General features: G+C 71.7%; 24 protein-coding genes and 1 pseudogene. 10 read left to right on the top strand and 15 right to left on the bottom strand.

All coding sequences use genetic code 11. From position 1 onward, the window contains the following. Positions 1-2: 2 nt before the first annotated feature. From ACSNOG_RS01325 to ACSNOG_RS01295, 7 genes are all read right to left on the bottom strand, one after another. Positions 3-914 (bottom strand): P22 phage major capsid protein family protein, encoded by a 912-nt coding sequence (locus ACSNOG_RS01325; protein WP_436750612.1) that lies wholly within the window; start codon positions 912-914, stop codon positions 3-5. A 105-nt stretch (positions 915-1,019) separates the two neighbouring features. After that, the gene (locus tag ACSNOG_RS01320; RefSeq protein WP_436750611.1) at positions 1,020-1,520 is read right to left on the bottom strand and encodes a hypothetical protein; all 501 of its coding nucleotides are present in this window, start codon (positions 1,518-1,520) and stop codon (positions 1,020-1,022) included. Positions 1,521-1,565: 45 nt separating this feature from the next. Then, positions 1,566-2,468, bottom strand: coding sequence for a hypothetical protein (locus ACSNOG_RS01315; RefSeq protein ID WP_436750610.1), 903 nt, complete (start codon positions 2,466-2,468; stop codon positions 1,566-1,568). Positions 2,469-2,559: 91 nt separating this feature from the next. Beyond that, positions 2,560-3,975: a phage portal protein gene (locus ACSNOG_RS01310; protein ID WP_436750609.1), complete on the bottom strand. Its 1,416-nt coding sequence runs from the start codon at positions 3,973-3,975 to the stop codon at positions 2,560-2,562. Positions 3,976-3,992: 17 nt separating this feature from the next. Next, positions 3,993-5,063, bottom strand: a complete 1,071-nt coding sequence (locus tag ACSNOG_RS01305) for a terminase (protein WP_436750608.1) — start codon at positions 5,061-5,063, stop codon at positions 3,993-3,995. After that, complete coding sequence (locus tag ACSNOG_RS01300) at positions 5,020-5,583, bottom strand: hypothetical protein (protein WP_436750607.1); 564 nt, start codon at positions 5,581-5,583, stop codon at positions 5,020-5,022. The genes ACSNOG_RS01305 and ACSNOG_RS01300 overlap by 44 nt, the downstream gene beginning before the upstream one ends. A gap of 31 nt (positions 5,584-5,614) precedes the next feature. After that, on the bottom strand, positions 5,615-6,043 hold the full coding sequence (locus ACSNOG_RS01295) for a hypothetical protein (protein WP_436750606.1): 429 nt from the start codon (positions 6,041-6,043) through the stop codon (positions 5,615-5,617). Between the two features lie 831 nt (positions 6,044-6,874). On the opposite strand from ACSNOG_RS01295, the gene ACSNOG_RS01290 reads away from it, so the two are divergent. Further along, positions 6,875-7,036 carry a hypothetical protein gene (locus ACSNOG_RS01290; protein ID WP_436750605.1) on the top strand — a complete coding sequence of 54 codons (162 nt, stop codon included), beginning with the start codon at positions 6,875-6,877 and terminating at the stop codon, positions 7,034-7,036. Positions 7,037-7,962: 926 nt separating this feature from the next. Here ACSNOG_RS01290 and ACSNOG_RS01285 read toward each other — a convergent pair. Continuing rightward, positions 7,963-9,600 (bottom strand): recombinase family protein, encoded by a 1,638-nt coding sequence (locus ACSNOG_RS01285; RefSeq protein WP_436750604.1) that lies wholly within the window; start codon positions 9,598-9,600, stop codon positions 7,963-7,965. 38 nt (positions 9,601-9,638) lie between these two features. Here ACSNOG_RS01285 and ACSNOG_RS01280 point away from each other — a divergent pair. Then, positions 9,639-10,514, top strand: a pseudogene (locus ACSNOG_RS01280) (alkaline phosphatase D family protein); the annotation flags it as partial. A gap of 63 nt (positions 10,515-10,577) precedes the next feature. Next, positions 10,578-11,978 carry a dihydrolipoyl dehydrogenase family protein gene (locus ACSNOG_RS01275; protein ID WP_436750603.1) on the top strand — a complete coding sequence of 467 codons (1,401 nt, stop codon included), beginning with the start codon at positions 10,578-10,580 and terminating at the stop codon, positions 11,976-11,978. 56 nt (positions 11,979-12,034) lie between these two features. Here ACSNOG_RS01275 and ACSNOG_RS01270 read toward each other — a convergent pair whose 3' ends face one another. Beyond that, positions 12,035-12,754, bottom strand: coding sequence for a TetR/AcrR family transcriptional regulator (locus ACSNOG_RS01270; protein ID WP_436750602.1), 720 nt, complete (start codon positions 12,752-12,754; stop codon positions 12,035-12,037). 110 nt (positions 12,755-12,864) lie between these two features. On the opposite strand from ACSNOG_RS01270, the gene ACSNOG_RS01265 reads away from it, so the two are divergent. From ACSNOG_RS01265 to ACSNOG_RS01255, 3 genes are all read left to right on the top strand, one after another. Continuing rightward, positions 12,865-13,215: a darcynin family protein gene (locus ACSNOG_RS01265; protein ID WP_436750601.1), complete on the top strand. Its 351-nt coding sequence runs from the start codon at positions 12,865-12,867 to the stop codon at positions 13,213-13,215. A gap of 32 nt (positions 13,216-13,247) precedes the next feature. Beyond that, complete coding sequence (locus tag ACSNOG_RS01260) at positions 13,248-14,639, top strand: GNAT family N-acetyltransferase (protein WP_436750600.1); 1,392 nt, start codon at positions 13,248-13,250, stop codon at positions 14,637-14,639. Positions 14,640-14,715: 76 nt separating this feature from the next. Beyond that, a complete protein-coding gene (locus ACSNOG_RS01255; protein WP_436750599.1) occupies positions 14,716-16,401 on the top strand; it encodes a DUF885 domain-containing protein in 1,686 nt (561 codons plus the stop codon). Between the two features lie 46 nt (positions 16,402-16,447). Here the strand turns inward: ACSNOG_RS01255 and ACSNOG_RS01250 are convergent, their stop codons facing one another. The 3 genes from ACSNOG_RS01250 to ACSNOG_RS01240 form a co-directional block, all read right to left on the bottom strand. Next, positions 16,448-16,819: a hypothetical protein gene (locus ACSNOG_RS01250; RefSeq protein ID WP_058041443.1), complete on the bottom strand. Its 372-nt coding sequence runs from the start codon at positions 16,817-16,819 to the stop codon at positions 16,448-16,450. Next, a complete protein-coding gene (locus ACSNOG_RS01245) occupies positions 16,819-17,049 on the bottom strand; it encodes a hypothetical protein (RefSeq protein ID WP_030364380.1) in 231 nt (76 codons plus the stop codon). Before ACSNOG_RS01245 ends, ACSNOG_RS01250 begins: the two co-directional genes overlap by 1 nt. Before the next feature lie 75 nt (positions 17,050-17,124). Beyond that, a complete protein-coding gene (locus tag ACSNOG_RS01240) occupies positions 17,125-17,634 on the bottom strand; it encodes a rhodanese-like domain-containing protein (protein ID WP_436750598.1) in 510 nt (169 codons plus the stop codon). Positions 17,635-17,722: 88 nt separating this feature from the next. Here ACSNOG_RS01240 and ACSNOG_RS01235 point away from each other — a divergent pair, with 88 nt between their 5' ends. Beyond that, positions 17,723-18,169: an Lrp/AsnC family transcriptional regulator gene (locus tag ACSNOG_RS01235; protein WP_436750597.1), complete on the top strand. Its 447-nt coding sequence runs from the start codon at positions 17,723-17,725 to the stop codon at positions 18,167-18,169. 37 nt (positions 18,170-18,206) lie between these two features. Here ACSNOG_RS01235 and ACSNOG_RS01230 read toward each other — a convergent pair whose 3' ends face one another. Beyond that, positions 18,207-21,356, bottom strand: coding sequence for an AAA family ATPase (locus ACSNOG_RS01230; RefSeq protein ID WP_436750596.1), 3,150 nt, complete (start codon positions 21,354-21,356; stop codon positions 18,207-18,209). Beyond that, positions 21,353-22,522, bottom strand: coding sequence for an exonuclease SbcCD subunit D (locus ACSNOG_RS01225; protein ID WP_436750595.1), 1,170 nt, complete (start codon positions 22,520-22,522; stop codon positions 21,353-21,355). The genes ACSNOG_RS01230 and ACSNOG_RS01225 overlap by 4 nt, the downstream gene beginning before the upstream one ends. A gap of 99 nt (positions 22,523-22,621) precedes the next feature. On the opposite strand from ACSNOG_RS01225, the gene ACSNOG_RS01220 reads away from it, so the two are divergent. Continuing rightward, entirely contained in the window at positions 22,622-23,590 is a 969-nt protein-coding gene (locus ACSNOG_RS01220; protein WP_436750594.1) for a polysaccharide deacetylase family protein, read from the top strand. Between the two features lie 22 nt (positions 23,591-23,612). Here the strand turns inward: ACSNOG_RS01220 and ACSNOG_RS01215 are convergent, their stop codons facing one another. Then, positions 23,613-24,239, bottom strand: a complete 627-nt coding sequence (locus ACSNOG_RS01215) for a YigZ family protein (RefSeq protein ID WP_436750593.1) — start codon at positions 24,237-24,239, stop codon at positions 23,613-23,615. Between the two features lie 86 nt (positions 24,240-24,325). Between ACSNOG_RS01215 and ACSNOG_RS01210 the strand changes: the two genes are divergently transcribed. Continuing rightward, entirely contained in the window at positions 24,326-24,757 is a 432-nt protein-coding gene (locus tag ACSNOG_RS01210; RefSeq protein WP_436750592.1) for a CoA-binding protein, read from the top strand. Next, positions 24,754-25,251, top strand: coding sequence for a GNAT family N-acetyltransferase (locus ACSNOG_RS01205; protein ID WP_436750591.1), 498 nt, complete (start codon positions 24,754-24,756; stop codon positions 25,249-25,251). The genes ACSNOG_RS01210 and ACSNOG_RS01205 overlap by 4 nt, the downstream gene beginning before the upstream one ends. Positions 25,252-25,286 lie beyond the last annotated feature (35 nt).

Here is a 25,286-nt window from a genome sequence, read left to right as displayed (position 1 = left end):
GCTTAGACCGGGTCGGTGAAGTTGAGCTTCACCGCGCGCACCAGCTTCTTGGCACCGCCGGCCTGCGGGGTGTCCGTCATCGTGTTGAAGCCCGCGTAGATGTTGACCACGGACCGGTCACGGAGCTTGGCCGCGTCGTAGTCCTTGATCCACCGCATCGCCAGGCCGTTGTAGGACTGGGAGGCACCGAAGGCGACACCGCCGGGGATGGCCGGGGCCCGGGTGGCCAGGACGAAGGCGCTGGGGACGAAGGCGTACGCCTCCTTGGCGCCGATGGCGTTGGAGGTGACGAGGTTGAAGCCCGCGAGGCGCCCGATTGTCGCGTCACGGAGCGCGGAGTCCGAACCGGACTGGGAGACGTCCGTGAGGCGGCCGGACTTCAGAAGGGCGGTCTCCACGTCGGAGCCAATCAGGAGAGTCCGCGACTCGTTCGGGACCTCCTCCTTGTTGAGGGCCGCGCGAGCGTCCACGAACGCCTCAAAGACCTTGTCGGTCTTGCCCGCAATGGTGGTGGCGTAGGTGGCACCCGTGATCATGGAGGCCACGCCGGAGTCAATGGCCTTGGCAACGGCCTTCACCTGGGGCTCCAGGATCTGGGTTCCGAAGTCGCGGATGTCCAGGGACAGCTCTTCATCGGTCACGCCGACCGCCGAGTAAATGTCTCGGTTGAGCTGGACCGTAAGGGAGTCCTCGGCGACGTCGTCCAGGACGATGTCCGTCGACCTGTTGTTACGCCAGGCGTACTCACGAGCCGTGAGACGCGCCGGGATCCGAATGGTGACCGTGTCGTTCTTGGCGCCCCCGAAGTCGTACCCGGCGTTCGTCGTCACCAGGTTGGACAGGATCAGCTCCCTGTCCAGGAGGCCAAGAGCCGTGGCCGCGATCGTCTCGGCCTTGAGGAATGCGTTTGCCAACGTGCGTCCGTTCAGGGCACAGGGCCCGGGAACTGGCACGACGGCCGCTCAACCAAGGGCCCTTAGATGGGTAAAAGCCCTTGGTTTTGGTGCTGCTGAGTGGTGCTACCGGCGTCCGCGCGGGATGCTGGCCGCAAGCTCCGCCGGGTCCGTGGACATCGGCTTGGCCGACGGGTCCAGACCGCCACGGCCCACGCCGCCGGCCTTGCCGTGGAACATTTCGGCCAGTGCCTTGGCGTCCGCGTCTCGGGCGTCCTCGTCGGTCCCGCTGATACGGGCCGCCAGGCCGTCCGGAAGGTTGTACTTACGGGCCAGGCGCTCGCGGTGAAGGTGGGTCTCCAGCTCCGTCACCTTGTCGGCCACGGCCTGGAACTCCTCCGGCGTCTTGGCCGTCTTCAGGGCCTCCGCCGTCTCCCGGGCCTTCACCCGGTACCGGGCCGCCTCCGCGCGAGCCGCCTTCAGCTCGTCCCGGAGGGCGTCCGCGTCGAGCTCCTGGCCGTGGTCGTCGCCCTGGCCCTCCACGCCCTCCTGGCCGTCGCCAGGGCCGCCCGTGCCCGCCGGATCGTCAGTCAGAACATGTTCTGACCCCACGGGGGTCTCTGCCATGCGGTACGCCTCCAGGGCATGCCAAGGACCAGCCGCCGGGGCCGGTCAAGAACGGTTGGATTCAATGTGTCGGCGCCAGGCCGCACGAGCCTCGGCGCCGGAAAGACCGTTGTTGGTGATCACGCGCTCCCACTGGTCCGCGTAACCGTGCGCGTCCGGCGTCCAAAAGTCGGTGCGGGAGTAGATGGGCACGGTCTGGCAGTGGCAGCCGTAGTGGTAGCGGGTCAGGTCTTGCAGAGTGACCGGAGGGCGTCGGCTATCGCGGTTTCGCCCGTCGGCCGACCCTTTGGGCTTCCTTCGCCCGCCACCGGCCGCTGTTGCCCGGCTCTTGTAGATCGCTCCTCGGGACACCAGCATCGCGCAGAAGGCACAGGGGTTGCCGTCCGTCACCCGGGCCCAGCCGACCGCCCGCCGGTCCTCCTGGGACGCGCGGTTGATCAGGTCACGGCCCGCGCGGATGGCTTCCCGGTCGGCTGCATTGGCCGCCGTCGTGCCCGTGCTCGTGTGTAGGTCTTCGAGCTCCTGGAGGAACCCGGCGTCATCCAGCCGGCCGCGCGTTTGCTCCTCGGCCGCCTGGGCCACGCGCTCACGCACCTTGGCCGGGCCCTGGGACACCAGGGACGCCACGGCCGCCCGGTCGAACGCTTCCACGGGCTCCTCCAGCCAGTCGAAGTCACCATCGATCCGGACAGGGTCCGCGTCGTCCGGCTCCGGCGTGCGGATCGTCTCCGTCACCCGGGCCCAGTCCTCGCGCAGAGCCCCCAGCGTCGTGGCCTCGGCCACGGGGCCATCCTGAAGGGGCGGGAGGGTGTAGCCGGTTTCCATCGCCCGGTACAGGCGCAGGAAGGCCGCTGCCTGGTCGCGGGAGCGGCGCCGCTCGCCCCGGATGAGGGCGAGCATGTAGGCCAGCCACGCGGACCCGCTCTCCGCCAGGGAGAGAGGGTTCACGCGCGACCACTGGACCAGGGACTGGGCGGAGACGCCTACACCAATGCGGGCCTGGGCCCTCCAGTGCTCATCCAGCAGGGCCGCCGTGCTTCTATGCGGCATCGGCCACCACCGGGGCCGGCGGAGCCACCACGGCCGCCATGGCGTCCGCCATGCGTAGGCCGGGGTCGTCCGCCTCCTGCATCTGCGTCCACTCCTCGACGTCCCGGGCGGTGACGCCGGGGATGCGCGGCCACATGGCCCGCGCAGGCACCTGAAGCATCTGGACCGCCTTGCCCAGGGCATCAACGGTCTGAGACAGGGACCTGGACTCCGCGTCCTTCCAGAGCACTTCGGCCCGGGGGTCCGGCTCCACGCCCATGATCTGGGCGCACAGCGACAGGACCAGCTCCCAGGACTCCCCCATGGAGTGCTTGTACTCGTCCACCGCGCGAGACAGGGCGGACTCAGCAGCCGCCAGAGCCTCCGCGCTCAGGTTGATCATTGACCCCAGGAGGTAGTGGGGCGGGGTCTGCGAGAGGGCTGCCAGGTGCTTGGTCGCCAGCTCAATAGCTTCCAGGAAGCCCCCGAGCGGGGTTTCGTCCAGCTGATTGAACTTGGTGTCCGGGTCGGGCGCGACCAAAAACCTGGACGCGTCCGCCTGGATGGGAATGGGCACGGGCCGACCGTTGGAATCCAGGAGGATTTCCCCGGTCTCCGGATCGCGTCGGAACTCCGGCGCCAGGCCGCTGATCGTGCGGACCTTGAACGACCCGAATGTCTGGCTGATCAGCAGGTCAAACACGGTCTGGTTGACCCTGTCCTGGATGGGAAGCATCGGCTCCACCACGCCAGTAACCCGGCCCTCCAGGTCGATGTCCGGCGCGAACCGGACCACGGGACAGACACCCTGGCCATGGGGCGTGGTGCCTATCAGGCGGGGGCCGTCCTTCCCGCCCACCAGGAGTTCGTGGACGTTCGTGGCGTCGTACAGCCACGCGCGGACCTCCGCTCCCTCCTTCTCCGGGAGCCCCTCCACCTGGAGGGCCCACAGCGGGAGGGCATCGGCCGCCGGGTCGTCGTAGGACGCGTGGATGAGCCGGGGAGACACTCCGCGGATTACCGGCCGGGACGGGTCCGCAGGGTCCTTCAGGACCGTTGCGAAACTCTGCCCGTAGGTCAGTGCGGCCCGGTGGATCGGGGTCTGGCGGGAGTCCATGCGCTGGTCCTGCCAGGCCCTCCACTCGGCCGGCACGTCGTCCGTACCCTCGCCCGCCGGGTCGGTGCTCCGGCGGAAGCCGTCCACCGCCATGGCCTGGCTCGGCGCCTTGACCAGCAAGGGGAGCCAATTGGTGATGGCCCGCTTCGCCAGGAGCTTGTATTCATCCGTGGCACTCTTGGGCACGTACGGCCCGTCATGGTCGCCACGAAAGTACCGGTCGATGCGGTCCAGCCGTTCCCGATCACCCCGCAGCCGGTCAAAGCCGATGGCCGCCAGGTCGACAGGGGAGACGGATGTCTCTGCCACTCGCTCCCCTCCAGGGATCAGAAGAAGTACACGGCGCCGGACCGCTCCGGAGCGCGGGATTTCCCGGACTCAATGAGTCGATGCCGCGCGAGGTCGGCCAGCAGCGTGGCCGCGTACGCGTCAATCTTGTGGGCGGACTCTCGGTTCGCCTTGCCGAAGCTGAGACCGAACCGGTTTGGACGCCGACGGCAGTTGAGGACGTGCCGGCGGAGTGTGCGACCAAGGGGAAACGTGTCTCCAAGATGGCGAACCCGGCCGTTCTCCACGGCCGACATCAGCCGCTCATTCGCCAGGGTCAGCTCCTGGAGGCCGCCGCGCATGTCCCGACCGACGGCGGACTGTGCGCTGGCCTTGACCACCAGGCGGTCCCGGTAATCCTCGGACCACGCGTCCACGTAGGACTCCCACAGGGCGACGTCCGCGAAGAACGCCGCGACGTCGTAGCGCTCCATCGCGTTGCGGACCGCGCCGTCCACGGCCTGGCGGTCGACCTCCCAGCCGGCGCCGGCCGGACCGTCGGGCTTCTCCCAGACCCCCAGAGGGACTATCAGGCGGTCCCGCACGCGAACGGCCACCAAACACGTGGCGTCGTCGGTCCGGCCACCATCGAACCCCAACGTCACGGCGTCGCCGTCCTCCAGGACGTCCTCCACCGCGCACGCGTCCCAGTCGTCCGGGGCAATCAGCTGGTCTTCAGCCGTGACCAGCTGGTTCAGGAACATGCGCTGGCTCCGCGAGCGCGGCATGTGGCCGGAGTAGATGGTGGACAGAATCCACTCCACATCCAGCCAGTCCGCGTCACCGCGCGCCGCGATGATCCCGGCCCGGAGCTGGTCCGGGTCGCCCATGTCGACGGGCGGGGACTCCACGGAGTCGTAGTACATGCCGGAGTCGCGGGACTTGCCCTCCGCGAACTTGCTCCAGGCGTGCCAAGTCTGCTCCGCCACGGAGTCCTCACCGGGCAACGGCGCGTTGGTGATCTCCATCGTCCTGGCGCCGCCGCCCCGGCTTTTGCCGACGTTGCCCGCGATGGTCATGGCCATCTCATGGCCGCCGTTGGCCGAAACCCAGTGATGGGTTTCGTTCATGATCACAAAGGTTGATCGCTAAGCGGCCGCCTTCCAGCGCGCGGGGCGAGCTGGTGACGGCCTCAATCACCCCGCCTCCGGCGGAGTAGATGATCTCTTTGCCCAGGTCGATGCCGTACTCGGCGATGCACTCCGGAGAGAACATGCCGGGGAAGAGACGCATGGTGTTGCGGGTCTGGTCCTTACTGACGGCGCAGACCTGGACCCACGGGGCCGGGTGCGGAATCGCCTTAGGCGTCCCGTCCTCCCGCCAGCCACCGAAGCGACACGGACCGACAAACTCTGTCGCGGCCAAAGCCGCCAGGAACGGGTCCTTCCCCCAGCCCTTCAACCTCCTGATGGTGCCCTGGCGCCGGACGAACTCTCCGGCGTCGTTGATCTCAAACCAGCGGAGGCAGATCCGAACCTGTTCGTCCGTGAACCGCCATGGGCTCCCCGCGTCCGGGCCGTCCGGCTGGCGGAGATAACGCGCGGTCCACAGGAGGACGTCCCAGCCCAGAGTCCGGGTCGGGTCCGGCACGGTGTCCGGCCACGTACGGACCGGTTGCATGTCAGCCAGCGCCGGCCGCCTTCCGGTACGACTCCATGAGAGTCACCCGGGCCGCTTCCGCCGGGTCCTCGATGTCCTCCAGGCGCTCCAGCTCCACCCGGGCCCGACGTCGAGCGCCCTCGGTGGTCAGAAGGTCCGTCATCGCGGACATGACCGACTGGAAGAGCTGGGCGGAGAACTTGGTGGACGCCAGGTTGCGGGACATGGCCTCCGCCACGTACACGGCCGTCAGCCAGTCGCTTTGTTCGTAGAACGCGGCCTGGCCGGAGTCCTTCAGGGACTGGAACCAGCGCTTGGCGATGGGGTGCCAGTCGCCGGACGCCCGGGGAATCGTCGGGGCCTTGCCCGCCTCGCCCTTCACCAGGGCCGGGCCATCGTCGGTGTTGCGCCTCCGGCGCTGGTCAGACCGCTTGGGAACGGGTCCAGGCATGGCAGGCACCCCCCGGGGCCATCGGGCCCCAACGGGGCGGTACAGGTCACTTGCGGTGGTCGCCCTCCGGGGGCGTTTCCCCAGGTCAGACAACTACGAGAGGTAGTCACGGGGAAGTCTCACGGACCTCAGAACCCGTACAGAAACAGAGCCGCTATGACGCTTCGGTCTTCCTGCCGACTCAAAGGGGGGTACACTCCACCCCTAAACGGACATCAAGGGCGCCGTGGGCTTCCACTCGAAAGTCACTGAACGTCACCACCGACGATCACCAAGCGTGAAGCTCAGGACAGGTCGCCCGGGTGCCGGTCCACCGGCCTCCGCCTAGGCACCCGTCGGCCCCTGGCCGCCGCACCCTCAGCCGCCGTCTTCCTGGCGTGGTGCCAGTTACACAGGGCCTGAAGGTTGCTCGTGTCGTGGTTGTCGCCAGGAACGATGTGGTCCACGTCCGTGGCCGGCGCCGTGCACCTGGCCCCTGTGTCCCGCAGCACGGCCACGCACTGGAAGCCGTCGCGCTTCAGCACCGACAGGCGCCGGACGGGCCAGTCTGCGGGCAGGCGGGAACGCCTGTTACTCGTTAGCCAGGGCACGCAAACTCTCCTCCCCCTGCCTTCCGGCCTCACGCTGGTGCCGCTCGCACAACCCGTCATCCCTGGCCAGCTCAGGGCGCCCGGGGACAGGGCAATAGGGCGGTCTTCGCGGCATGGGGTACCTCCGAACAAGGGGGCGGGGGATCGATACAGCAACACCCACACGGGCGGTACAGCGCATCAGGGTTGGCGGTTCGGGTATGTCGAGCGCACACAACTCAGACAGTCAGAAAGGCTGTTCATGCGCCGCATTGTCGCCGCCATCATCGGAGCCGTCATGCTCACGGGCCTCACGGCCACATCGGCCAGCGCTGTCACGGACCCGATGAAACTCATCAACTGCGCCGTTGAGTCCACCACAGCCGCCGACGTGAACGGCGCCCTCAGCTGCACGCTCGACTAGCTGTAGCGCGCCGCCACGAAAAGTGCGAGTTCACTAGGCCGCACCCAAACAGGAGCCGGTACAAAAGAACGGAGACTTAATGCCGAGCAGGACCGGGAAACGACTAGCCGGCGGTGTCGGATCGGCGCTCCTCATCACCGCGACCCTCCTCTCCATCAGCACGGTTCCCGCCGTTGCTGCGTCCGACGCGAAATGCCAAAGAGCCACGAGGACAGTGCTCGGAGGGCAGCCCGAAGGCGGCATGGTCGGGATGTCCTGCAGGATCCCGGTAAACAACGGGGGGCCGTACACAGTTCGCATTGATTCGCTCACGCTGCGACGCTTCAGCAAGGAAGGGTTCGTCTATCACGGGGACCAAGTCGTGACCAACAGGACAGTGGTCTGCCGCGACTACGAGTGGGAACGCAGCAGTGGAAACCTGGCGTTCTCAGGTTGTGGGAGAGCTACCTACACGCGATCCCGCTAATAAAGGGGCTCTCGGTACCAGCCACACCGAACACCCCTGCACCGCCACCAGAAAGCCCCGACCCGGTTCGAACGGGTCGGGGCTCACTGGGCTCAACGCCCCCGCTCAACCTCGGAGGAGAGAACGAGGGAGCGGGGGCGGAGCTGGGCCGACGCTCACACCTCCACGTCAAACGCTGGAGAGTGAAGCGGCGGGGCCCGCCTTCATTTACATAAACTGGGGACCGTGACACCGCCGTTGAGGGCCCGCCGCTCCGCCAGGCCCTGGCCCGCGCGCTGGGGGCAATAAAAGTGCCCTGGGGTCCTTCTTTCTTACGTACGTGTATGGAGAAGAACTAGCTGAGGGCACTTTTATTGCCCCCTGAACCCGGTTCAATCACGGACAGTCCGCTCAGCTTCCACGCAAGGTAAGAGAGGGCCTGCCCCTTCGCGGGCTAGCCCTCTCTGTCACGTGGCGCAGATCACTCTTCGTCTTCAGGGTCAGGCGTGGCCACTTTCCACTCAATCCGAATGCGGTCCCTCACCGGTGTCCGGTCACCTCGATGCTTAGCAGCCACGGCAACCAAATCCTTCACTGTCAGACGCAAGAGATCCCGGCGGGCGTGAAGGTCCGCCGCCTCCCACGACTCCGTCAGCTCCTCCGGGAGCAGCAGCGCCGTCATGTTCGTTTGGACCTGCAGCCCCTTCAGCTCCCCGAGGATGCCAAAGCGCTGGGAATCGATTCCCCTCAAAAGTCCTTCATACCGCCTCTCCCCCGCTTCCCCCTTGAACCGGCCCAGGATGTAGTACGCCTGCTCCAACTTCTCCAGGCGATCATCTAGGTCTGTCAGCGATGCCTTCAGCTCCTTCACCCGAAGGGCCGTGGTCGGGTCCCGGTGGCCGTACCACTCGCGCGCTATCTCGTGCAGCAGTCGAGCGTCCGCGTCGTCCATTGGGTCCAAGGCAGACACGAAGTCCACCCAGCGGCGGGAGACCTCCCAGTCCGCCTTCGCCGCGTCGATGTACAGGCCCTTACACGCCGCAGGGCCGCTTTCAGCCCGCACTGTGCACCGGTACTGCTTGCCTGCCTTGACCAACGTGTGGGGCCCCCATTCACACCCCATGATCCCCGTCAGGAGCGAGACAGCCTGTCGCAAACCCCGCCTGCTCCCCTTGCCGCCCTTGTTAGTGAACCCCAGGGGAGTCGTCTGGGTCCGCGCGTTGAGCTTGGCAATGATCGTCCAACGCTCCTCCGGCGACACCACACCCTTGCCGCAGCGAATGGGCTTGCCCTCCAAGTCCAAGAGGTAGTCCCCGGTCGTCCTCCAGAACTCCCGGCCGGTCTCCGGGTCCTCTGTCCGCTCCTTCTGGTGAATGAGGCCGGCCACGCCAGGGGTACGTATCCAGGACGCCACCGTCGACGCTCGCCAGAGCTTTCCTTGGCGTGTCTTGATGCCCTCGTTGCTCAGCCATGCAGCTACTTCAAAGGCCGTCTTGTTATCCAGGAGCATCTCCGCCATCTTGCGGGCCGTCGCATATTCCGCCTCGCGGTGGTCCAGGATCGCGGACCGTCTCCGGGGGTCGTCCGGGTATAGCCGCACCGACTTCAGGCCGTAGGGTGCCGGACCACCTGGCCAGTGCCCCAGCGGCTTGTGCGCGTCCTTGCCGATCTTGGTGCGTACGCCGATATTGATGGCCTCCGTGCGGGCCTGTTCTGCCGACACGGCAAAGATGATCCGGTGGTTCGGGTTGCGGGAGTCCAGCCCATCCATGTGGGCCTTCAAGAATCCGCCGATGCGCTCAAAGTCATCCAGGACGTTACCCACGTGCCCCATGCCCCGCCGGGACAGTCGGTCCAGCTTGAACACCCAGAGGGACCCCGTTGCCCGCGCCAGCACGTCCGCCACTGCCGAGTCAAACGCCTGCCGCTTCACGCCGCGCTTGGATGCGCTGACCTCTTCACGCCACACCTTCCGTACGGTCAGGCCCTCGCCCTCAATGGCCGCGCGCAAGACTCGCTCGTGTTCATCCAGTGTGGCCTTGTCCTCCAGCAGTGTGGATCGGCGGAGAAAGATGTCCGCCAGCCGGGAAACATCCAGGTCAGACACGTCAACCCTCATACTCGTGACCCTCTCACGTTGAAGCGCACTTGAAAAGGCTCTTGGACGCCAACCTGCGCCGGTTCAACGCCGAGGTGCCCACCGTCGTCCAGTGGGACGACCACGAGGTGCACAACAACTGGTACCCGGGGCAGATCATGGACGACGCGCGCTACACGGAGAAGAGCCTGGACATGCTGGCCGCCCGCTCGCGGCGGGCCTTCTCCGAGTACTTCCCGCTGTCCACCCGGCGTGAGGACGGCGACGGCCGCGTCCACCGCGTTCTGCGCCACGGCCCCTTGCTGGACGTCTTCGTCCTGGACATGCGCACCTACCGCAACGCCAACTCCCCCGGCCGCCGCCCCGACGACGACCAGGGCATCCTGGGCGCCCGCCAGCTGGAGTGGCTCAAGCGGGAGCTGTCGCGCTCGCGCGCGGTGTGGAAGGTGATCGCCTCCGACATGCCGCTGGGGCTCGTGGTCACCGACGGCCCGGCGGACTTCGAGGCGGTCGCGCAGGGGGATCCGGGCGCGCCCCTGGGCCGCGAGCTGCAGATCGCCGAGCTGCTGCGGCACGTCAAGCACCGGCGGATCACCGGCACGGTCTGGCTGACCGCCGACGTGCACTACACCTCGGCGCAGCACTACGACCCGGCGCGGGCGGCGTTCAAGGACTTCGCCCCGTTCTGGGAGTTCGTCTCGGGCCCGCTGAACGCGGGTGGCTTCCCGGCGAACGAGCTGGACGGCACGTTCGGCCCGCAGCGGGTCTTCCTCAAGGCGCCGGCGACGGCCAACGTCCCGCCGGGCCGGGGCAGTCAGTTCTTCGGCGAGGTGTCGATCGACGGCGAGGGCGGCGAGCTGACCGTGCGGCTGCGGGACGAGGAGGGGGCGGTGCTGTTCACCAAGGTGCTCCAGCCGGGGCGCGTCGGACAGTGACGGCGCCTGCGGGCGGTGGGAAGGTGGGGCTGTCCGGCCGACCCGAGCGGAAGGTGGCTTGCCATGGCCGAGCAGGTGGACGTCGTCGTCATCGGCATGGGTCCCGGCGGCGAGCACGTCGCGGGCCGGCTCGCCGAGGCGGGGCTGCGCGTGGTGGGCGTCGAGGCGGAGCTGGTCGGCGGCGAGTGCCCGTACTGGGGCTGCGTGCCGAGCAAGATGATGATCCGCGCGGGGAACCTGCTGGCGGAGGCGCGGCGGGTGCCCGGCATGGCGGGTTCGGTGCAGCAGGTCGTGCCCGACTGGGCGCCCGTGGCCGCCCGGATCCGCGACGAGGCGACGGACGACTGGAACGACCAGGTGGCCGCGGACCGCTTCACCGGCAAGGGCGGCCGCCTGGTGCGCGGGCGCGGCAGGCTGACGGGTCCGCGCTGCGTGGTGGTCGAGGGCGGCGCGGGCGGCGGTCCGGAGTTCGAGGCCCGGCTGGGCGTGGTGCTCGCCACCGGCTCGCGCCCGCAGATCCCGCCGGTGCCGGGCCTGGCGGACGTGCCGTACTGGACGAACCGGGACGCGGTCTCCGCGAAGGAGCCGCCGCGCTCGCTCCTCGTGCTCGGCGGGGGCGCGATCGGCCTGGAGGTCGCCCAGGTCTACGCCCGCTTCGGTACGCGCGTGACGGTCGTGGAGGCGATGGACCGGCTGGTCCCGGGCGAGGAGCCGGAGGCGGCCGCGCTGCTGGCGGAGGTGCTCGGCGGGGAAGGGCTGACGCTGCGCACGGGCGCGAGGGCGACCGGCGTGCGGCACGGCGGCGACGCGTTCGCGCTGACGCTGGAGGACGGCACGGAACTGACGGCCGATCAGCTGCTGGTGGCCACGGGCCGCCGGGTGGACTTGAGCGCCCTGGGGCTGGAGACCGTGGGGCTCGACCCGGGCGCCCGGGCGCTGAAGACGGACGGCCGGATGCAGGCGGGCCCCGGGCTGTGGGGCGTGGGCGACGTGACGGGCCACGGTGCGTTCACCCACGTGGCGATGTACGAGGCGGAGGTCGCGATCCGCTCGGTGCTCGGCGAGCCGGGACCCAAGGCCGACTACCGGGCCCTGCCGCGGGTGACGTTCACCGACCCGGAGGTCGGCGCGGTGGGCCTGACCGAGCACCAGGCCCGCGAGAAGGGGCTGCGGGTGCGCACGGGCCTCTCGCGCGTGCCGTCCTCGGCGCGCGGCTGGATCCACAAGGCGGGCAACGAGGGCCTGGTCAAGCTCGTCGAGGACGCGGACCGCGGGGTGCTCGTGGGGGCGACGGCGGCCGGGCCGATGGGCGGCGAGGTGATGTACGGCCTGGCCGTGGCCGTCCAGGCCGAGGTGCCCGTGGAGACGCTGCGGCACATGATCTTCGCCTACCCGACGTTCCACCGGGGCGTGGAGGACGCGCTGGCCGACCTGCGCGCGAGCGAGTCCCGGCCGGACGCGTAGGCCTGCGGAGAATCAGCCGGCGGAGGATCAGCGGGAGGAGGGTCGCGGGAGGAGGGTCAGCGGGCGGGTTCGCCCAGGGCGCCCATGACGTCGCGGAGGGTGTGCTCGAAGAGGGGCCCGGGGTCGGTCAGGGCGAAGTCGAGGTGGCCGAACACCTCGACCGCCACCGCCCCGTACAGGCGGGCCCAGCAGGCGACGAAGACGTAGATGACCTCCAGCGGCACGGGCTCGCCCGCCAAGTGCTCCCGCACCTCCTCCAGCTGGGCCGTCCACGCGGGATCGAGGCCGGTGGCCGGCCGGACGCCGCCGCGGCGCCAGAGTTCGACCATCAGGCCGAGGAGGACGCCGCCGAAGCGCCAGCTGGGGTCGTGCGCGGGCGAGCCGGGCGCGGTGTCGGCGTCCGTGACCGGTTTGGCGAACAGCAGCCCGAACTCGCGGGGGTGGGCCAGGGCCCAGCGGCGCAGCTCCCGGCACGCCTCCGCCAGGCGCAGGCCGGGCTCGCCGGCGGGGTGACGCTCGCGCGCCTGCGCCAGCGCGAGGGCCAGCTCGTCGTACAGGTGCGAGGTCAGGGCCTGGATCAGGTCGCGGTGACCGGCGTAGTAACGGTAGAGGGCCGGTGCGGTCATGCCCATCTCGCGGGCGATGGCCCGCAGCGTGACGGCGGCGGGGCCTTCCTCGACCAGGAGGCGGCGGCCCGTGCGCAGGATCTCGGCCAGCGCCTCTTCGCGGACGCGGTGGCGCCGCCCGGTGGTCCCGGTTCCCGATGTGCTCGGCACGGCCGCGCTCCTCTTCCCTTGCTCCCCTTGCCCCCTTGACAAAGTTAACAGGCATCACTTTAGCTGGCGACGAAAGTGAACGGTGTTAACTCATCTCTTCGGGGGACTTCATGACCTACGGCATCGTCCTGACGTACACGGTCACGCCGCGCTGGCTGGCGCTGCCGCGCGAGCAGCGCAACGCCCTGCGCACCCAGCACCTGGAGCCGGTCTTCGCCGCCTACGCGGACCGGGTCAAGGCCCGCTTCTTCGACGCGGAAGCGTTCAGCGGACGCTTCTCGGACTTCGCCGTACTGGAGACGGAAGACCTCGGCGCCTACTACTTCCTCGTCGAGGCCCTGCGCGACACCCCGGTCATCGCCGAGGGCTACCTGACCTTCGACGATGTCTTCCTGGGTGTCGAGGACGGGTTCCACGCCTACGAGCAGGCGCTTAACCCATCGGTCACAAACCGTTTGTGATCACGCAACACCGCTCCGTCAGGGTGGTGTCCATGACGGACGAGACCACCGCGAAGCCCGACCGTGCCCCTCACTGGCGGCGGGACCTGGTCGAGCTGGCCGCCCTGTTCACCGCTGTCGCGGCCGCCGACACCCTGGCCGACACCGTCGCACACGGCCCCGACGGGCCCATGCTGCTCGTCTCCTCGGCCGCCGCCCTGCTGGCCACGACGGCCTTCCACACCTGGTGGCGGCGGCACCACCCCGCTCCCCCGGCCCCGGCCGGCGCGCCCTCCGGCGATCTGCCGGCGGACCCCGCGAAGGACGCGAAGGAGGCGCCGGCCACCGGCGCCGACGGGGCCGGCGACACCACCCTGTGGCGGATGCGCACGACCGTGCGCGACGAGCCCGGCAGCCTGGCCGCGCTGTGCTCGGCCCTCGCCCGCCACGGCGTCGACATCCTCTCCCTGCAGACGCACCCCCTGGCCGACGGCGTCGTCGACGAGCTCCTGCTGCGGGCCCCCGGCGCCCTGGCCGCCACCGGCCTCGCGGACGCCGCGGCCACCGGCGGGGGCAGCGACACCTGGCTGGAGCGGGCCGACGCCCACGACCTCGTGGACGCCCCCACCCGCGTCCTCAACCTGGCCACCCGCACGGCGCTCGACGCCGCCGAACTCCCCCTCGCCCTGCGCCGGCTGTTCGGCCGTTGCACCATCCACTCCGTCCCCGCCCGCTCGCCGCGCGGCGGTGGGGCGGCCGAGCCCGTTCCGGCGGAGGGGCTGTGGGAGGGGACGGTGATACGCCTGCGCGACCCCGCGGGCGGCTCCATCACCATCGAGCGCCCCTACCTGCCGTTCACGCCCACCGAGTTCGCCCGCGCCCGTGCCCTGGTCGAACTCGACGCCCGCCTCGGCCCGCGCGTACCGCCGCGCGCCGACGTGCTGACCCTGCCCGAGGGCAACGCGATCACCGTCCGCCGCGCCGACGCCGGCGACCTCCCCGCGGCGCGCGCGATGCACGAGCGCTGCTCCCCCGCGACGCTCTCCCAGCGCTACCACGGGCCCGTCGGCGACGCCGACCGCTACCTGCGCCACCTGCTGAGCCCGCGCTTCGGCCGCACCCTCGCCGCGTACACCGCGACGGGCCGCCTCGTCGGCCTGGGCCACCTGCTGTGGGACGGCGACGAGACCGAGGTCGCCCTGCTCGTCGAGGACGAGTGGCAGCGCCGCGGCGTCGGCGGCGAACTCCTCGGCCGCCTGGTCGAGCTGGCCGTGGAGGCCGGCTGCGGCAGCGTCTACGCCGTCACGCGGTCCTCCAACACGGGCATGGTCGCGGCGATGCGGGCGCTGGGCCTGCCGCTGGACTACCAGGTGGAGGAGGGCACGCTCGTCATCACCGTCCGGCTCTCGCCGTCCCCCGTCCCGGCACTCCCGCCCACACCGTGACATTCCACCCGGAGCGCGGTCCGGCGTGACATATATGCCGGTGACGCCGCAGGCCCCGTCGTACGAGGATGGCCGCATGCCGAACGAGACCAGCACCCCGCTCCCCCGCCAGGTCGCCGACGCCTACGTCGACGCGTACACCGAACTCGACCCCATCACCGGCACGTACCTCGGAGTTGCCGAGTCCGCGACGCGGCTGCCGGACTTCTCCCCCGCCGGCCAGCAGGCCCTGGCCGACCTGGCGCGCACCACGCTCGACCGGCTCGCCGAGGCCGAGCGGCAGCCCGGAGCCGACTCCGGCATCGAGCGGCGCTGCGCCCGTCTGCTGCGCGAGCGCCTGACCGCCCAGCTCGCGGTCCACGAGGCCGACGAGCACCTGCGCGCCGTCAGCAACATCCACTCGCCGCTGCACTCGGTGCGCGAGGTCTTCGCCATGATGCCGACGGACACCGCCGAGGACTGGGCGGCGATCGCCGAGCGCCTGCGGGCCGTGCCCGCGGCCCTGGAGGGCTACCGGATGTCCCTCACCGAGGGCCTGGAGCGCAAGCTGCCCGCCGGCCCGCGCCAGGTCGCCACCAACCTGACGCAGCTGGACGAGTGGATCGGCACCGGCAACGGCTGGTTCGGCGAGTTCACCGCGCCCGGTCCGCAGGAGCTGCGCGCCGAGCTGGACGCGGCGGCGGCCGCGGCGACCGGCGCCCTCGTCGTCCTGCGCGACTGGCTGCGCGACGTCTACGCGCCGGGCGTCGAAGGGGCGCCGGAGGTCGTCGGCCGCGAGCGCTACGCCCTCTGGTCGCGCTACTGGAACGGCACGGACCTCGACCTCAACGAGGCCTACGCGTACGGCTGGTCGGAGTTCCACCACCTCCTCGGCGAGATGCGCGCCGAGGCGGAGAAGGTGCTGCCCGGCGCGAAGACGCCGTGGGAGGCGCTGGCCCACCTCGACGAGCACGGCACGCACATCGAGGGCGTCGAGGAGGTGCGCGTCTGGCTGCAGCAGCTGATGGACGAGGCCGTCGAGGCGCTGGACGGCACGCACTTCGAGCTGGCCGAGCGGGTCAAGAAGGTCGAGTCCCGCATCGCGCCGCCCGGTGGCGCGGCGGCCCCGTACTACACCGAGCCGTCCGAGGACTTCTCCCGGCCCGGCCGCACCTGGCTGCCGACCATGGGCCTGACCCGCTTCCCCGTCTACGACCTGGTGTCCACGTGGTACCACGAGGGCGTACCGGGCCACCACCTGCAGCTCGCGCAGTGGATGCACGTGGCGGAGCAGCTCTCGCGCTACCAGGTCACCCTCGGCGGCGTGAGCGCCAACTGCGAGGGCTGGGCGCTGTACGCGGAGCGGCTCATGGACGAGCTGGGCTTCCTCACGGACGCCGAGCGCCGCCTGGGCTACCTCGACGCGCAGATGTGGCGCGCCATCCGGGTGATCGTGGACATCGGCATGCACCTGGAGCTGGAGATCCCGTCGGACTCCCCCTTCCACCCCGGTGAGCGCTGGACGCCGGAGCTGGCGGAGGAGTTCTGCAACCTGCACAGCGGGCGGCCGGAGGAGTACGTGAAGAGCGAGGTCGTGCGCTACCTCGGCATGGCCGGCCAGGCGATCGGCTACAAGCTGGGCGAGCGGGCCTGGCTGGCCGGCCGTGACGCGGCTCGCGCCGCGCGCGGCGACGCGTTCGACGCCAAGGCCTGGCACATGGCGGCGCTGTCGCAGGGCTCGCTGGGCCTGGACGACCTGGTGGCCGAGCTGTCCGTGCTGTGACGGCGAGGGGGCGGGCCCGCGGGCCCGCCCCTTGCCTGTGGTTCCGTCAGATGCGCCAGGTGCGGATCCGGTCGGCGCACTCGTAGACGTCGACGCGGTATTCCTTGATGTCACGTGCGAGATCGACTATCGACCCGTACGGCGGGTCGATGCCCTCGCCGGCGGCGGCCATGTAGGCCACGACGACCATGCACGCGTAGAGGCTGCTGCGGACCGGCAGCGGCTGCAGGCGGACGAGGGTGTGCATCAGGGCGGCCGCGCGCCAGGCGGCGTCGGGCTCGTGGTCGAACTTCGCCACGTCGAAGGCGTGCCGCGAGACGGCGGCGGCGAGGGCGGTGTAGTCGTGGACGGCGGGCTCTTCGTACAGCTTCTGCTCCTGTACGCCGAGGAGCCAGGGCAGATCGATGAGCAGCGACATCAGGCAGCCGCACCACCCGTGGACGGCGGAGCCTCCTCGGGGAAGGCGGCGTCGAACTCCGCCATGTGCTCGTTCCAGAACTTGGCGGCGCGTTCCACGAAGCGGCGGCGCTGCTGCTCGCGCACGGACAGGTCGTGCACGTAGGCCTTGATGCTCTTGCCGTCCGCGGCAGCGGCCTCGCGGATGGCCGCGAGTTCCTCTTCCGTGAATTCGATGTTGAGTGCCGGCATGTCCCCACGGTACCGGCGAAGTACCGCGGGCGGCAGCGGCCCGGGCGGACTTCCCGCGGGTGTCCGCCCGGCGGGTCAGCAGCCGCAGTCGTCCGCGGCCACCGGGGCGGTGAGCGGGTCCGGGGAGAGCTGCCGGGTGCCCTCGTCGGTCTCCACGGCGTAGCCCTCGCGGATCCAGTACTCGATGCCGCCGAGCATCTCCTTGACACGGTAGCCGAGCCGGGCGAGGGCCAGGGCGGCGCGGGTGGCGCCGTCGCAGCCGGGGCCCCAGCAGTAGACGACGACGGGGACGGCGGGGTCGAGGAACTGCCGGGCCAGCTGCGGGATCTGCGCCGTGGGCAGGTGCACCGCTCCGGGGACGTGGCCCTGGTCCCAGGAGGCGGTGGAGCGGGAGTCCACGACGGCGAAGTCGGCGGTGCCGTCGGCGAGGGCGGCGTGCACGTCGGCGACGTCGGTGTGGAAGGCGAGCCGGGCGGCGAAGTATGCGGCGGCGTCGGCGGAGGGCGCGGGCGGCACGGCCATGACGCGGCTGGGGGTGGCTGCGGTGACGGAGGCGGCGGTGGGAGCGCTGGTGTTCATGACCATGAATCTATGGCGCAAGATCACAGAGGAGAACCGTCATTCCTCGGCAAAACTCTTGAGTTACCAGGGATTTCACTGCTAAACATCGCCCATGACCGGCTATTCCCCTGACGCCACCGACTGGCGCATCCTCGACGCCCTGCAGCACAACGGACGCGCCGGCTACGCCGAGCTGGCGCGGATCGTGAACATGTCCTCCAGCGCCGTCACCGAGCGGGTGCGGCGGCTGGAGGAGGCGGGTGTCATCAGCGGCTACACGGCCGTCGTCGACCCCGAGAAGCTGGGCATGCCCGTCCTCGCCTTCGTCCGCCTGCGCTACCCCAACGGGAACTACAAACCGTTCCACGACCTGCTGGAGAGCACGCCGGAGATCCTGGAGGCCCACCACGTCACCGGCGACGACTGCTTCGTGATCAAGGTAGCGGCGCGGTCGATGCGGCACCTGGAGGAGGTGGCGGGCCGGATCGGCGCGCTGGGATCGGTGACCACCAGCGTCGTCTACTCCTCCCCGCTGCCGCGGCGCGCGATCGGTCGCTGAAACCCGGGGGCCGGAGACCGCAGGCGTCGCGGGGCGTTCAGTCGTGTCCGCCGCCCGCGAGCTCGTGCCGGACGGCCGAGCCCGACCGGCCCTTGACCACCCGCAGTTGGGTGGGCACGCGGCGGCGCAGGTCGGCGACGTGGCTGACGATGCCGACCGCGCGGTCCCGCTCGCGCAGCGAGTCCAGGACGTCGAGGACCTCGTCGAGGGTCTGCTCGTCGAGGCTGCCGAAGCCCTCGTCGATGAAGAGGGTGTCCAGGCGGACGCCGCCCGCCTCCTCCGTGACGACGTCGGCGAGGCCGAGTGCGAGGGCGAGCGAGACGAAGAAGGTCTCGCCGCCGGAGAGGGTCGCGGTGTCGCGTTCCCTGCCGGTCCAGTGGTCGATCACGTGCAGGCCGAGGCCGGAGCGGGCGTTGCCGCCGGAGCGGGCGTCGGAGTGGACGAGGGTGTAGCGGCCGGCGGACATGCGCCGCAGCCGGGTGGTCGCGGCGGCCGCGACCTGTTCGAGGCGGGCGGCCAGGACGTACGACTCCAGGCGCATCCTGCGTTCGTTGCGGGTGGAGGTGCCCGCGGCGAGCGCGGCGAGGTCCGCCACCCGGTGGTAGTCCGCGCGCAGCGGGGCGAGCCTGCGGGCGTCGGCGACGGCCGCGGCGGAGAGCCGGTCGAGTTCGCGGCAGCGGGTGCGGGCGGCGGCCTCGGCGGACGAGGCGTCGCGGAGCCGGGCGGTGGCGGCGGCGAGCGAGGCCGCGGCGGCCTGCGGGTCGGCGGCGGGGCGGGCGGCCGCCTCGGCGGTCCGCGGGTCGGCGAGTCCGGCGGCGACGGCTGCCTCCTCGCGGGCCCGGGCGTCGAGGCGCTCCTGCAGCTCCTGCCGGGCCGCCGGGCCGAGCACGGCCTCCTCGGCGAGCGCGGGGTTGCCGAAGCCGGCACGGAACGCGGCGTCGGCGAGCCGGTCGTCGGCCTCCTTCAGCCTGTCGGCCGCGTCCGCCGCGGCGCGGACGGCCTCGACGGCGCGGGCCAGGACGTCGAGTCGGCGTTCCAGGTGGGCGGCGCGGCGGGCGACGGACTCCTCGCCGCCGCGGGCCCGGGCCAGTTCCTCCTCCAGTGCGGCCAGGTCCTGGTCGAGCTGTTCGCGGCGCGTCGTGCGCGCGGTGATCCGCGTCAGGGCGGACTGCCGGGCCTCGCGGCGCAGGTCGTGCTCGCGTTCGGCCTGCCGGAGCGCCTCCTGGGCCGCGTGCAGGCCGGCGCCGGCCGCGCGTGCCTCGGCCAGGGAGCGGCCGAGGTCGGCGGCGAGCGCTTCGAGTTCGGCCGCCGTGGCTCCGCCGGCGTCGGCCTCGGCGCGGGCGAGGGCGTCCTGGATTCCCTGGAGCTCGCGGGCGGCCTCCTCGCGGTGGCCGTCGGCGCGCTGGAATGCGGTCAGCGCGGCTTCCTCGTCGGCGCGGTCGACGCGTCCGGCCGCGGCCCGTGCCGGGTCGGGGTGTTCGGTGGCTCCGCACACCTTGCAGGCGACGCCGGGTGCGAGCGCGCCCGCGAGCTCGGCGGCGATGCCCTCCAGGCGGCGTTCCTTGAGGTCGAGCCAGAGGGTGCGGGCCGTCCCGGCCTTCTCCCGGGCGTCCGTCAGCCGCTGTCCGGCCGCGGCGGCGGCGCCGGTGAGGCGGTCGCGTTCGCGGGCGGCTGCCAGGCGCGTGCGGACGGGGCCGGTCTCGGCCTCCAGCCGGACGGCCCGGGTGGCTTCGGTGCGTGCGGTCTCGACACGTGCTTCGCAGGCGGCGCGCAGAGCGTCCCAGCCGTCGAGCCAGCCGGTGGCCTCGGCGAGCTCGTCGTCGTCGGCACGGGCCTCGCGCTCCAGTTCGCGCAGCTGGAGCGCGAGGGCGGCGGCGCGCTCTTCCGCGCGGCGGGCGGCGGACAGCGAGCCGAGTTCTTCGCGCAGGCTCCGCTCGTGGGCGGCGAGCTGCCCGGCCCCCGCCTCCTGCTGCCCCTCGGGGAGCGCCGCGCGGACGCGCTGCTCGCCGGCGACGGCGGCGCGGTGGGCCCGCTCGGCTTCCGCCCGCAGTTCCAGCAGGGGGACGACGGCGTCGGCGGCGCGGGCCTGCCGCATCCGCTCGCGGGCGGCCTCGTGCGCGGCGGACTGCGCGGCGAGGGCGGCGGCGCGCCGGCGGGCTTCGGCGTGCCGGTGCTGCAGACGGGCGAGTTCGCGTACGGCGTCGGCGTGTTCCTGGGCGGCTCGGTGGGCGTCCTCGGCGGTACGCGCGGCGACGACGGCGATGTCCCGGCGTTCCCGGGCGCTGCTGCGGGCGAGGGCGGCCCACTCCAGGACGGCTTCGGCGAGGCCGGGGTCGCCGGGGGTCAGCGGGGCCGCGGGCGTGGCGGTGCGCTGGGCGGGGACGGTCTGCCCGGCGGCGGCCGGGCGGCCCGATCGGGCCCCGCTGCGGGGGGCCGGGACGCCGTCGCGGGCGCGGCCGCCGGCTGCGGTGGCCGTGGCGGGCGACGGGGTGCCCACCTCGGGCAGCGACGGGTCGTCCGCGGCCTGGCGCATCCGGTGGGCGAGGGCGAGCAGCCCGTCGTCACCGGCCCGTACGCCGGCCTCGGCGGTGCGGCGCAGCTCCGCGAGGCGCTTCTCGACGGCGCCGAAGCGGCCGGTGTCGAAGAGCTTGCCGAGGAGTTCGCCGCGGGCGGTGTCCTTGGCGCCGAGGAAGCGGGCGAACTCGCCCTGCGGCAGCAGGACGACCTGGCAGAACTGCTCGCGGCTCATGCCGAGCAGCTGCTTGATCTCCTCGCCGATCTCCTGGTGGGAGCGGCTGAGCCCCTCCCACGCCCCGTTGCGGTGCTCTCGCAGCTCGCTGGCGGCGCGTTCCTTGGTGAAGCCCGTGCCCTTCTTCTTGCGGCGCAGCTGTTCGGGGCGGCGGGTGATCTCCAGGCGCCGCCCGCCGACGGTGAGGTCGAGGACCACCTGGGTGAGGGTGCCGTCGGCGGCGTGGTCGCTGCGCAGCACGGGGGCGCCGCTGCCCTGGCGGGTGCCGGGGACCTCGTTGTAGAGGGCGTAGCAGACGGCGTCCAGGACGGAGGTCTTGCCCGCGCCGGTGGGGCCGTGGAACAGGAAGAGCCCGTCGGCGGAGAGCGCGTCGAAGTCGATGTGCTGGGTGCCGCCGAAGGGGCCGAAGGCGGTGACGGTCAGCCGGTGCAGCCTCATCGGGCGCTCGCTTCCTCGCCGGCCGCGGCCAGCCGTACGTGGTCGAGGGCGTCGGTGAGGATCTTCCGTTCGGCGTCGTCGGGCCCGAGGCCGTCGCGCACGTGGGCCACGAAGTCCTCGGCGATCTGGTGGTCGCTGCGGTCGCGCAGCCGTCGCGCGTACGAGGCGAGGGGGTCCTCGGGCTGCCGCTCGGGGTCGAGGACGAGGCTGAGCACGTGGGGGAAGCGGGCGGCGAGGCGGGCCATGGGCTCGTCCGGGCGGTGGGGGTCGGTGAGGGTGGCCTCGACCCAGGCGTCCTCGTGGCGGGCGAGCTGCGGGTCCTGCAGCAGGTCGTCGAGGCGGCCGCGGATGCGGGCGAGGGGGCGCGGCACCGGGCAGTCCAGGCGCTTCGCGCTCACGGCGCCGCCGGCGTCCAGGTCGATCAGCCACATGGACTTGCGGTGGCCGGCCTCGGAGAAGGAATAGGCGAGCGGGGAGCCGGAGTAGCGGACGCGCTCGGTGATGGTCTGGCAGCCGTGCAGGTGGCCGAGGGCCGCGTAGTCGACGCCGTCGAAGACGGCGGCGGGGACCTGGGCGACGCCGCCGACGGTGATGTCGCGCTCGCTGTCGCTGGTGGTGCCGCCGGTGACGAAGGCGTGCGCGAGGACGACGGAGCGGGTGCCGGCGGGCCGCGCGGCGAGGTCGGCGCGGACGCGGGCCATGGCGGCCTCCAGCACGGCCGTGTGCCCGGCGCCCTCCGCGCCCAGCTGCTCGCGGACGAGGGCGGGCTCGAGGTAGGGCAGGCCGTAGAAGGCGACGTCGCCGTGGGCGTCGGTGAGGACGACGGGGGTGGCGCAGCCGGCCGGGTCGGTGCGCAGGTGGATGCCGGCCCGGTCGAGGAGGCCCGCGCCCACGCCCAGGCGGCGGGACGAGTCGTGGTTGCCGGAGATCATGACCGTGGGCACGCCGAGGTCAGCGAGGCGGTGCAGTGCCTCGTCGAACAGGGCGACGGCGCCGAGCGGCGGGACCGCCCGGTCGTAGACGTCGCCCGCGACGAGCACCACGTCGACCTCCTCGTCCCGGACGGTGCGGACGAGGTGGCCGACGAAGTCGCGCTGGGCGTCGAGCAGGTTCACCCGGTGAAACGAGCGGCCCAGGTGCCAGTCGGACGTATGCAGGATCCTCACGGGCCCCAAGTGTTCCATCCGCGGGCGGGTGGCGGGGCATGGCCCCGATGGGTGAACCGGGCGGGCGGGTACGGCAACCCGCTGAAAGGATCCGGAAATATGCGACTTATACGAAACGCCTTCGGGCGGCGCGGCGGTGCCCGCAGCTCCATAGGACGCCGCCGCACCCTGCGGCCCCTCCACCTGGTCCTGACCGCCGTCCTGCTGCTCGCGGTGGGCGCCGCGTGCGCGACCCGGAGCGGTTCCCTGCCCGGCACCGGCGACGGCCACGACGCGGCCGGCCTCGGGCACCGGCCGGGAGCGGCCCACCAGCAGGCACGGGAGCAGCCGCCACCGGTGCCGAAGGTGAAGCAGTCCCCCGAGGAGCGGCTCGCCGCGGCGCAGCGCTGGGGTCTGGACCAGGCGCCGCTCGTCGCACCGCCCCCGCCGAAGGACAAGCCGGAGCTGTCCACGCCGGAGTGGGCGGACAAGGGGTCGGGGCTGATCCCCGCGCCCGCGTCCGTGCCGACCACCGAGAAGATCGCGTTCCTGACGATCGACGACGGCGCGGCCAAGGACCGGGAGTTCCTGGACATGGTGCGGGAGCTGCAGGTGCCGCTGTCGGCCTTCCTCACCGACGAGTCCGCCGCCGAGGACTACGGCTACTTCCGCGACCTGCACGCGCTCGGCGTCTCCATCCAGAACCACACGCTGCGCCACCCGCAGCTGAACCACGTCTCCGAGGACGAGAAGTACAACGAGATCTGCGGCCAGCAGGAGATCCTGGAACGTGAGATAGGCGTCACACCGACGCTCATGCGCCCGCCGTTCGGCGACTTCGACGCCGACACCCTCGCCGTCGCCGAGGACTGCGGGCTGCGGGCCGCGCCCCTGTGGAACGAGGAGGCCTTCGCGGACCGGATCGACTTCCGCCACGACGACCAGCAGTTCCACCCCGGCGACATCATCCTCACCCACTTCAACGGGCCGAGGGCGTGGGGCGGCACCATGTGCGACATGCTGCGGACGGTGCTGCGCAAGCTCACGGAGCAGGGGTACGCGCTCGCGCGGCTGGAGGACTACGTGTGACGGGACGCGGGGACGGACGGGATCAGGCGTCCCCGTAGGCCTCGCCGCCCAGCTCCAGGCGGGCGGCGCCGGCCGTGGTGTCGGCGAGCCAGGCGCGGAAGCCCTCGACGTCCGCCTCGGGCAGTCCCACCTCGATGCGGACCTCCGCGCCGTAGCTCACCTCGCGCACGGCGCGGCCCGTCGCCCGCAGGTCGTTCTCCAGCTTGCCGGCGCGCTGGTGGTCGACGGTCACGGACGCCAGCCGGAAGCGCTGCCGTGTGACGGTCCCGAGCACGTCCAGGGCCTCGCCGACCACGCCCCCGTACGCGCGGATCAGCCCGCCCGCACCGAGCTTGACGCCGCCGAAGTAGCGGGTGACGACGGCGACGGCGTAGCGCACCTCGCGGCGGAGCAGCATCTGCAGCATGGGCACGCCGGCGGTGCCGCCCGGCTCGCCGTCGTCGCTGGCCTTCTGCACCGAGCCGTCGGCGCCGAGCACGTAGGCGAAGCAGTGGTGGCGGGCGGTGGGGTGCTCCTTGCGGATGCGCGCGACGAACGCCTGCGCCTCCTCTTCGGTGGCGGCGGGCGCGAGCGCGCAGATGAAGCGCGACTTACTGATCTCGGTCTCGTGCTCGCCCTCGCGGGCGACCGTCCGGTACTGCTCCGTCATCCCGTCACCCTAGTTCGTCGCGAAGGGTCCCTGCGCCGCGCCGGGAGGGCGGGAATGGTCGCGGGGGGATGATCGTTGGAGCGGGCATGTACGCAGAACCGGGGATCATCCGGAAGATCATCGAGGGGACCGGCGACACGTGGGCGCTGGTCGGTCTGTCGTCCAACCGGCAGCGGGCGGCCTACGGCGTGGCGGAGGTGCTGCGGCGCCACGGCAAGCGCGTCGTGCCGGTGCACCCCAAGGCCGAGACGGTGCACGGCGAGCAGGGGTACGCCTCCCTGGCGGAGATCCCCTTCGCGGTAGACGTGGTGGACGTGTTCGTCAACAGCGACCTCGCGGGCCCCATCGCGGACGAGGCCGTCGCGATCGGCGCGAAGGCGGTCTGGTTCCAGCTGGGGGTCGTCGACGAGGAGGCCTACGAGCGGACGCGCGCGGCCGGCCTGGACATGGTGATGGACCGGTGCCCGGCCATCGAGCTGGACTCGCTGCGGCGGCGGGACGCCCGCGTCACGTCATGACGGGGACGCGCTGGGCGGCCCCCGGGGACGCCGCCGAGATAGTCCGCCTCCGCCGGCTGATGTTCACCGCGATGAACGGCGAGGACGCCCGGGGCGAGTGGGAGCGCGTGGCGGAGGAGCAGGTGCGCCGGCAGCTCGCGGCGCGTCCGTGCCTGCTCGGGGCGTTCGTCGTGGACGGCGATCCGGAGCCGGGCGGGCCGCCGCACCTGGCCGCGTGCGCGGTGGGCCGGGTGGAGGAGCGGCTGGCGGCGCCCGGGCACCCGCAGGGCCGGTTCGGCTTCGTCTTCACTGTGTGCACCGACGAGCGCTACCGCGGCCGCGGCATGGCGCGGGCGACGACGGAGGCACTGCTGGACTGGTTCGCCGGGCAGGGTGTCACGCGCGTCGACCTGCACGCGACACCGGATGCCGAACGCCTCTACCGGAGCCTGGGCTTCGCCGAGCACTCGCTGGCGCTGTCGCTGAACGTGTCGTCGCGGGCGGCGCGGGTCTGACGGAGACGTGCGCGGGTCTGACGGAGGCGTGCGCG

The organism is Streptomyces sp. URMC 124, from assembly GCF_051386455.1.
In the GTDB taxonomy this organism is placed as follows: Bacteria; Actinomycetota; Actinomycetes; order Streptomycetales; family Streptomycetaceae; genus Streptomyces.
The sequence above is the reverse complement of the archived record's forward strand: the minus strand, read 5'-3'. Positions and strand labels throughout refer to the sequence as shown.